The 10,340-nt window shown below is 50.2% G+C and carries 4 protein-coding genes; all 4 read left to right on the forward strand.

The genetic code is table 11. The features are described from left to right. The first annotated feature begins 36 nt into the window (after window positions 1–36). From VAE48_RS17305 to VAE48_RS17320, 4 genes are read left to right on the forward strand one after another with little or no spacing between them, the layout of a single operon-like run. On the forward strand, window positions 37–2,979 hold the full coding sequence (locus VAE48_RS17305) for a GAF domain-containing protein (protein WP_322794589.1): 2,943 nt from the start codon (window positions 37–39) through the stop codon (window positions 2,977–2,979). Then, window positions 2,976–3,758: a ParA family protein gene (locus VAE48_RS17310; RefSeq protein ID WP_322794590.1), complete on the forward strand. Its 783-nt coding sequence runs from the start codon at window positions 2,976–2,978 to the stop codon at window positions 3,756–3,758. The genes VAE48_RS17305 and VAE48_RS17310 overlap by 4 nt, the downstream gene beginning before the upstream one ends. Beyond that, window positions 3,727–8,628, forward strand: coding sequence for a GAF domain-containing protein (locus tag VAE48_RS17315; RefSeq protein WP_322794591.1), 4,902 nt, complete (start codon window positions 3,727–3,729; stop codon window positions 8,626–8,628). The genes VAE48_RS17310 and VAE48_RS17315 overlap by 32 nt, the downstream gene beginning before the upstream one ends. A 23-nt stretch (window positions 8,629–8,651) precedes the next feature. Then, complete coding sequence (locus VAE48_RS17320) at window positions 8,652–10,337, forward strand: pyridoxal-phosphate dependent enzyme (protein WP_322794592.1); 1,686 nt, start codon at window positions 8,652–8,654, stop codon at window positions 10,335–10,337. Window positions 10,338–10,340: the final 3 nt, after the last annotated feature.

Genomic DNA, 10,340 nt, shown 5'->3' on the forward strand with positions numbered 1-10,340 from the left:
GATGCAGCAAGGGGATTATCCACCAGTGGAGGTTTCATGAACATCGGTTACCAGAGCAATATCATGCGGATAATCTCGCAAGAGGGGGTTGACCCAGCCTACCGCCGCGACCGGTTCGCTGCCGGCATTGCGCGAATTACTGCAGTGATTTTTGGCTTGGCAAGCGTTATCTTCCTGCTTACTTCCTTCGATAAGCCTTACTGGCAAATTTTCACGCTCGCATTTTTTAGCGCAGCGGGTTTCCTGGCATCATTGTTTTCTGCCACTTTTCCAGAGAGAAACGTAGCCGAAAAACGTGCCTACCTGCTTTCGCCAATCATTTCAATTGTTGCAATCGCTTTTAGCGCGCTGATCACCGGTGTAGCCTTACCGCTTGCCATTTTGCTGTTTCTGGTTTTGACACTTCTGGTTACCGGTGCATTGGAAGGTCAACGCCGGGATACAGGTATTTCGCTGGCATTCTTTTCAGCGCTGGCAGTGGTCATAGCCGGTAATTTTTCACCTCTCTCCCAAATCAGGCTGCCCCAGGTGGAATTGTACCTACCGGTGATGCTGGGCATCTTGTTGATGGTTTATATTATCCTGTTGATGTTGGAAGTTTTATCTGCAACACTGCGCATTAAACTGCTAACCATCTCTCTTGCCATTGCCATTGTCCCCTTACTGGTCATCTCCATCATCAATTCGCGTTTTTTCCAGGACGCTCTTCGTAATCAAACCAATCAGGTTCTTTTACTGGCAGCCCAGCAAACAGCTTCAAAGGTTGATACATTTTTTGAAGAAAATAAACAGTCCATCAGTAGCGAGGCATCGCTGGCAGTTTTTTCGAATTACCTTTCGCTTTCACCCGTCTACCGCGCCAACAGTCCACAGGAAGTGGCTGCAAGTCTGACACTACGGTCCTTATCTTCTCGCCAGCAGCGTTATCTGCGTTCCTACGGCTTGATTGATTTGGAAGGCAAATCTGTTTTGGATATCAACCCTCTTCAAGTTGGTCAGGACGAATCTCGATCCGAATACTTCACCCTGCCGGTGACCACCGGACAGGTTTACGCCTCACCGGTAATCTTTGACCAAAAGTATCTCAATGGATTTATCTACTTTTCCAGTCCCATCCGAAACCAGCGTCAGCAGGTTATTGGCGTTTTACGCGCAAAATTTGATGCCTTGATCCTGCAGGAATTGTTGCAACAAGAAGTTAATCTGGTGGGTGCCCGTTCCTATCCGATTTTGCTCGATGAGAATTATTTACGACTGGCAGATACCCTCATCCCGAACAACATTTACAAACTGATCATGCCGCTGCCATCGGACGTCATGGGAAAACTGATTCAATCAAATCGTGTCCCTAATTTACCCCTATACGCAATGAGCACCAATGATATTGCCCTTTCTGCTGGCCTGGAAAATTACCTCAACTCACCCTTTTTCAGTGCAGAATTTCATGCGGATGATCCCAACCACCCGGAAATTGGGGCAATTACCCGCCTGAAAACCAGGCCATGGTATCTGGTTTTTGTCCGAGAGCAGACCACTTTTGCCGGTCTGATCGCGCGGCAGGGCCGCTTATCTATCTTGATTTCCACGTTGATTGCCGGACTGGTAGGTTTAATTGCCAGCGTGGTTTCGGGTTCGTTCAGCCGCCCCATTGTTCGCTTGCAGCAAACTGCCGAGCTCATTTCCTCCGGTGAATTAGAGGCTCAGGCACAGGTTGAGACTGGTGATGAAATCGGGAAACTGGCTCAGGCGTTCAACTTCATGACCAACCAGTTGAAAAATTTGATCAACACCCTTGAGGACCGTGTGAGGGAAAGAACTCAGGAACTTGCCCAACAAAACGAAGCCCTGCTCTACCGTACCCGTCAGTTACAGACGGTATCCGATGTAGCACGAGGCATCGTTTCAACTCAAAAACTGGAAAGTCTGCTCAATCAACTTACCATCCTGATCAGTGAGCGGTTCGGCTTCTACCATGTAGGTGTTTTTCTGCTGGATGAACAAAAGGAATACGCGGTTCTGCGAGCCGCCAACTCGGAAGGCGGTAAACGCATGCTCGCCCGTCAGCACCGCCTCAAAGTCGGTCAGGTTGGTATTGTTGGTTATGTAACGGGTTCCGGTGAAGCGCGTATCGCCACCGACGTTGGGAAGGATGCCGTTTTCTTTAACAATCCTGACCTGCCCGAAACCCGTTCCGAGATGGCTTTGCCGCTCAAAGCAAATAACGAAGTCATCGGCGCTCTGGATGTACAAAGCACAATCCCCAATGCCTTTACTCAGGAAGATATCGAGCTATTCAGCATCCTGGCTGACCAGATTGCCATCGCAATTCTCAACAACCGGCTTTATACCGAGACGCTGCAAGCCCTCGAAGAATCTCAGCGCGTTCACCGGCTTTACCTGCAGCAGGAGTGGAGCAAAGAAGCCAGCCAACGACCGGTAATCGGCTATCGTGCAACAGCACACGGGTTGATTGCTCTCGAAGAAATGCGAGAACAGGAAGTTTCCAGCGTTTTGCTTTCGGGAGATACGCTGGTTCGTCCGGCAAATGAAAATCAACCCGCTGCTCTGTCCGTTCCAGTCAGGCTAAGAGGTGAAACCGTTGGTGTAATTTATATTGAAGATGATCAAATTGCCGATCGGGTATGGAGTGATGAAGAAATCCGCTCCATACAAGCCGTTGCAGACCAGGTTGGGCTTGCATTGGAGAACGCACGCCTGTTAGAAAAGACCATCCGCCGCGCTGAGCGTGAGCGCCGCGTACTGGAGATCACAAGCAAGATTCGCTCAACCAATGACCCGAATATGATGATCGAAATTGCCATCCAGGAATTGAAGCGCACCTTGAACGCCAGCCATGCACAGGTCATCTGGAAGGGCAATGAAGATGCCACAAATCAACCCCAAGAAAGTGGGGATACTTCATCCCCGCAAAAACAGGATAATGGATCAAATGGTTCAGGCAGGAAGAGGCAGGAATGACATACTTTATTTCTATTACCAATGAAAAAGGTGGGGTTGCCAAAACCACCACAGCCCTTTCTCTCGGGGCTGCGCTGGTTGAAGCCGGCAAGCAGGTGCTGCTGGTCGATCTGGATTCTCAGGCCAATCTCACCCTGGCGCTGGGAGCAGACCCGCTAAATGGGCATGCAACCATTCTGAGTTCCGTTACCGACGGTTCCCCGCTTCATCAACTTTGGCGGGAAACCGGTATTCCAGGCCTCTATCTCATCCCCGCCAATCATGATTTGGGTTATATCGAACGGATTTTACCCGCTCGACCGGAATATGAGTTCACCCTCAAAAAAGCCTTTGCCGATGTCCCCCTCCCGTTTGATTATGTGTTGTTTGATTGTCCGCCATTTCTAGGGGCAATGGTAATCAATGCCCTGACCGCATCGCAATTGCTCATCATACCCACGCAAGCGGAGTACTTTTCGATATATGCCCTGAAAAACATGATGAGTCTGATCCGCCGTGTTCGCGCTCAAACCAACCCAACTCTTACATATCGGTTATTGCTGACCATGTTCGACCGCCGCAACCGCATTCACCGCACCCTCAGCGAGCAGCTGCGAGCCAATTTTGGCAATGGTGTTCTGGAAACTGTCATTATGGTAGATACCCGCCTGCGGGAAAGTTCGATTGCCGGACTGCCGATCATCTACCACGCCCCCAAAAGCCGTTCCGCCTTGCAATACCGTGAATTAGCACAGGAGATCCTGCAATATGTCGAAAAAGCAATTGCGCAACCGGCTTGAAAATCTCTTCGCCGATATCGCCGAAAATGTCACCGGGCAGCTCCCACCCCAAGCACCGTTGCTGCCAGAATTACCGCTGTGGAATTGGGAAACCGACGAAAACGGTTGTTATACCAGTTGCGAAGATACTTTACAGGCTTGTCTGGGATACTCCCCGGAAGAGGTGATCGGTCAACCATTTTCAAGTTTTGGGTTGAGCAGCGAATCCATATTCAGCCTGCAAAATGCGTTGAGCCAAAATCTCTTTCCGTTGGATATAAGCGTTGTATTTCTGGCAAAAAGCGGCAGCCCTGTACCTTCCCGTTTGACAATCTTTAAAAAATCTGTCAATAACGGGGAAAAGGCTGGTTATCGTGGTTTCAGTCAGCCGTTGGTGGATAGCAGACCGCCTGCCTCTTCACCTCAACAAAATCAAGTACTCGAACGAAGGCACACTTCCACACAAACAAAAACAGCGGAGAAGAAAGTTCCAGCGGCTCATCCTCAACCGAAAGTTAAGAAAGTTTCGCCTCCATCCGTTAAATCTCGCCCAAGATCTGTTCTCGAACATCCGGGAATTATCAGGATGCCGTTGCACAAGCGGCAACAGGAAATCGGCATCCTTGAAATTATGGCCGATGATCACGAACGCCGATGGAGCGAGGAAGAATTATTACTGGTTCAGGAAGTGGCCAACCAACTTGGTCTGGCAATGGAAAATGCCGAGCTGTACGCTGCTGTTCAACAAGAATTAAACGAAAGGGTGCGCGCCGAACAGGAAATTTTACGGCGCAACAAAGACCTTGCCGCTCTCAATGAAATCGGTCAGCAAATTTCCCGTTTGACCGATAAAGAGCAAATCATCGCCACCCTGCAACAAGCGCTTGTACAGTTAATGGGTTGCCGCAACCTGACCATCGCAATGCTGGAAGCCGACCAACACGCACTGACTTTCCCGGTACACACCATTGATTCACAATCTCAATCACTACCCGCCAGACCCCTAGGTCATGATCCCATCAGTTATGTCATCCGCAGCCGGGAAGTCCTGCGCATTAACCAGGATGTTGCAGGCACCTTTGCAGCAAAGGGAATCATCGCCGAACAACCCATCCCCGCAGCCTTGCTTGCCGTCCCTATGGTGACCGCAGAAAGAGCAATGGGGGTCATTTACCTGCAGGAATTTGATCCATCTGCTTTCTTTACCGAAATTCAGGCAGACCTTCTTTCAACCATTGCTTCGCAGGTTGCCATTGCCCTTGCTAACGCCAATCTCTTTCAAGAAGTTACCACCGCCCTGCAAGCCATTGAAAAACGCGAACGCTATCAGGCGAATGTTGCTCAGGCGGTTGCTACCCTGACCGAAAGCGGCGTTCGCGGCATTCCCAACATGCTGAGTTATCTGGGTGACGCTGCCCAATGCGATTATATTTACTTTGCCAGCGCCCGCGAAGATGAACAGGGGCTGCACTGGATCGCTACCGATCATTGGATTGCCCCTGAAATACGCCCCGGTTCAGAACTGGTTGTACGGCAGCCGCTTTCCGCTGCTTTGTTTCCCAACTGGGCAGCCACCCTCAAAGAAAAAGGCTGGTGTTTTGGACAACCGGAAGATTTCGAGGGGCGTGAACGCGAGTTTTTGCGTCAGCGCGGGATTCAGTCCATGCTGTTACTGGCAGTACCGGGCAACCGCGATATTCCCAGCTTCATCGCATTAGAGGAAAGAACCCCGCGACAGTGGAAAAATGATGAAATTGGCGTTCTTCAGGTGGCTGCAGATGCCTTAGCCAACACCTTTGTCCGTCAAGACTTGCTGGAACAACTGCGCTCCTCGCTGGATGAAACCGAAACACTTTATAAAATCAGTCATAATCTGGCTCTGGCGGGAGATTATCACGAAATGGTGCGGGCAATTGCCGGTGGGATCACTGACGAGAAGATCAACCGAATCGTGCTGGTTCTCTTTGAACAAACCGATCAATTGAGCAATCCTCAGCTGCGCATTGCTGCAACATGGCACTCAGGAAGAGGCACTCCTCCCCCGGCAATTGATTCAGAACTGGAATACGCTATTTTTAATCCATTGATTTTGATTGAAACCCCTGCTTTTTACAATGATATTTATGATCTGAACATTTTACCTGCTACGCGTTCTGCTTTGGAAGAATTGAAGGTGCGCTCCATTGCCGTATTACCGCTGTGGGCGGCCCGCAAACAATTGGGCGCACTGCTCTTTCTTTCAGAAGGGCTGCATTACTTCACCATCCGTGAAATGCGTACCTTCCCCCCCCTCGTGGATCAGATGGCAACCGCTATTGAAAACATGCGGCTTTTTGAACAAACCCAGGCGGCTCTGGCTGAAACTGAATTGTATTACCGCATTAGCAGCGGAATTGCACAGGCAGGGGATGCCAGCGATCTGGTAGATCTGGTGATGACTGAAATCCTCCCGGCTCAAGCAGAACGAGTAGCCATCATCCAGATTTACAACGATCAGGATGGCATTCCAGTCGAGTTTGAGATTGTTGCCAGTGCCTCAGTTGCCGGTTCATCGGAATTGACTGGAGTGCGTCAATCCGTCACCCATTTGTCGATACTTAAGGAATTACGCGAAGAACCCATCCTGTTGAATCATCTCGAAAACAGCAGACTTGACCCTGTTTCCAAACAAACCCTGATCCTGATGGGCGTAGCTGCTGGTATTTTTGTGCCGTTGTTCAGTGCAGGCAAAATTGTGGGTTTGCTGGCAGTTACTTCCAGTCAACCAGCCAGTTTCGACCTGGAAGAGGTGCGGGTATTGAATGTTGCCAGCAGTGGTGTAGCCGTAGCATTGGAAAGACAACGCCTGCTCAAAGAAGCCCAGCGCCGGGCTCTTGAACTTCAGGCCGCTGCCGAAATCGCCCGCGATACCACCAGCGTTCTTTCTCAGGATGAATTGCTGAACCGTATCGTAAATCTGCTTTGGGAGCGTTTTGGTTTTTACCATACCGCCATATTTCTGGTCAATGACGAAGGCACTCATGCCGTCATCCAACAGGCCAGTGGACACGGTGCGAAAGAAGTTCTGGAGAGCCGTCAAAAAATTGCGGTTGGATCGCGCTCCATCATTGGAAAGGTTACCGATACCGGTAGTCCCGTAATGGTCAACAATGTACTAGAAAGCCCAATTTACCTGCCCAATCCACATTTGCCGGATACCCGTTCGGAACTGGGTATTCCTCTGCGCATCGCCGACCGTGTCATCGGAGCACTGGATATTCAATCCAATCAACCGAATGCGTTTCAGGAAAATGAACTGGGGGTGTTCCAGATTCTGGCCGACCAGATTGCCGTGGCGATTGAAAACGCCCGCGCCTATGAACTGGCCCAAAAAGCCTATCAGGAGATGCGCGAGGTTGACCGCCTGAAGTCCCAATTCCTGGCGAATATGAGTCACGAATTGCGCACACCGTTGAACTCGATTATTGGCTTCTCACGGGTGATCCTCAAAGGCATTGATGGACCAATCAACGACCTTCAAAGGCAGGACCTCACCTCGATTTACAATTCCGGTCAGCATTTACTCGGTTTGATCAACGATGTGCTGGATCTTTCCAAGATCGAAGCCGGCAAAATGGAACTCCAATTTGAAGAAGTCAACATTGCCGATCTGGTCAACTCGGTCATGTCCACTGCTGTGGGGCTGGTAAAGGATAAACCCATCCAGTTGAAACACTTTGTGGAACCTGACTTGCCGACAGTCATTGCAGATAACACCCGCATCCGCCAGGTTCTGCTCAATTTCATATCCAATGCCGCCAAATTCACAGATGCCGGTTCGATCACGGTTGAAGCCAAAAAGTCCTTCAGCCCCGACAATAAACCCGAAGTCATGGTGGTGGTTACGGATACGGGTCAGGGAATTGATGAAAAGGGCCGAGAAAAACTGTTTCTGCCCTTCTCTCAGGTGGATGATTCGCCAACCCGCAAAACTGGCGGTACCGGCTTGGGTCTTTCCATTTCCCGTTCCTTCATCGAACTACACGGCGGCCGAATCGGCCTTTTGTGGAGTGAGATCGGTAAAGGAAGCGCATTTTTCTTCACCCTGCCCGTTCAACAGCCAGCGAAACAGACCAGTGATCTGAAATCGGATGAAATTCTTTCCAAAACCGAAAAAGTGATCCTGGCAATTGATGACGATGTACAAGTCATCAAATTATACGAACGCTTCTTGAAAACCAGCGGTTATAAAGTGGTTGCCCTTACCCAACCCAAGCTCGCGGTTGAAAGAGCAAAGTCCCTGAAACCTTTTGCAATAACTCTCGATGTGATGATGCCGGAAGTGGATGGATGGCAGGTCATTCATGCCCTGAAAAACGACCCCCAAACGCGGGATATTCCGGTGATTATTTGCAGTATTCTGGAAGAAGAAGAAAAGGGATTTAGCTTAGGTGCAGCCGACTATCTGGTAAAACCCTTCTTGCAAGAAGATCTGGTCAATGCGGTTTACCGGTTGAATCGTCAGAACCGCATTCATCGCATTCTGGTTGTGGACGATTCGCTCGAAGATCAGCGTTTAATTCAGAAAACGCTTGCGGAGAACAAAAATTTCGAGATCTTTGCCGCCTTCGATGGCGAAAAAGCCCTGCAAATGATTCAATCCATCATACCGGATGCAGTCATCCTGGATCTCTTCATGCCGGGACTGGATGGCTTTCAGTTGCTGGAAAAAATCCGCACCGACAATGAATTCCGAAATATCCCAATTATTATCCTTACAGGTGCCGACCTGACCCCTGAGCAGCATCACCAGTTAGCCAGTTTCAGCCAGAACATGCTGAATAAAAGCTTCCTGCGCGAAAAAGACCTGCTGAACCATATTGAACAGGCTCTGCATCGCATACAGGCTTAATTTAAAGTGAGGTTTACCCGTTGATGAGTTTATCTTGTGTCGTAGAATGTCTGGATTGCGGTCACCATTCCCCTTTTTCCCCAATTCAATCCACCTGCCCAAACTGCAGTAGTGTCTGGCGAAGAGCAGTTTATGATTATGAGTCAATCGCCAAAACCCTGCCAAACGTAATTACCCGCCGTCCCTTTAACATTTGGCGCTACCGTGAATTACTCCCCGTTCTCAACCCTAACCCTGACCTGTGCCTGAATGAGGGAGGTACTCCCCTGGTGCGGGCGTTAAATCTGGGGATGATTCTCAGTCACCCAAACCTTTACCTCAAAGATGAGCGGCAAGGCCCAACCGCCTCATTCAAAGACCGCCAGGCAGCCGTAACAATCTCTGCCCTGAAAGAAGCGGGGATTACAGAAGCGGTTATTGCCTCCACCGGCAATGTGGCAATCGCATATTCGGCTTATGCAGCCCGTGCCGGCATTAAACTCTGGGCATTTCTCACCAGTCTGGTACCGGCCGCTAAAATGCGCGAAGTAGCCCTTTATGGCACACAGGTGATCAAGGTCACCGGCTCTTACGATCAGGCAAAGCAGGTAGCGGCTGAGTTTGCCCACCAGCGGGGGTTATACCTGGATGCCGGCGCTAAAAGCATCACCAGCGTCGAATCCATGAAAACCATTGCTTTTGAAATTGCCGAGCAGTTTACCACCCAAAAAGGCAATTCACTGCAACCAACCAACGGTCTGACTGTTTTACCGTGGAAAACTCCCGATTGGTACATTCAATCCGTAAGCGGTGGAATGGGGCCTTTGGGTGTTTATAAAGGCTTTGAAGAACTTTACTGCATGGGAATCATCGAGCGCATTCCCAAAATTGCGGTCATTCAGGTGGAAGGCTGTGCCCCCATGGTTCACGCCTGGCGGCAGGGGTTGGATACTGCCGCCCCGGTGCGATCACCCCACACCCTGATTGCGACACTGGCAACCGGTGACCCCGGCCGCACCTACACCATCCTGCGAAATCATATCCTACAAACCGGGGGAACTTTTGAAATGGTCAGCGATCAGGAAGCCTTCCGCGCCATGCACTTTTTGGCAAAGATGGAAGGGCTTTCGGTAGAACCGGCAGCCGGTGTGGCAGTAGCAGGGTTGATTAAGCTGGTACGCGCCGGTCAAATTACCCCCCAGGAAAGTGTGGTCATCAATGTCAGCGGTCACACCATGCCAATTGAGCGCAACATTCTGGGCGAAGGCTGGTCGAAAGATGTTGTCCTGCCTTCGGAACAAATGGAGGAAAGCGCTGAAGAAGGTTTGCTGGCTGCCCTCAGCAAAGTTGCCATTGACCGCTTCCCGCGTATCGCCATCGTGGATGATAACCCGGACGTTCGCCGCCTCATTCGCAGAATATTGCAATCTCAGGGAGACTACGAACTACTTGAAGCCGGTAACGGCCTTGAAGCCGTTGAACTGATCCGTACTCAGCGGCCCAATCTGGTCATTCTGGATTTGATGATGCCGGAAATGGATGGATTTGCGGTGATGGAAGCCTTGAAGTCTGATCCCGGTACGGCGGAAATACCGATCATCGTCATTACCGCCAAAGAACTAAGCGCCGGAGAAAAAGAACGTTTACGCGGTCACATTCAAACACTGATGCAGAAAGGGGATTTTATGAGCGATGATTTATTGGATGAGGTGCGGGCATTTTTGAAGTGATCT

Source organism: Bellilinea sp. (assembly GCF_034432615.1).
GTDB lineage: Bacteria > Chloroflexota > Anaerolineae > Anaerolineales > Anaerolineaceae > Bellilinea.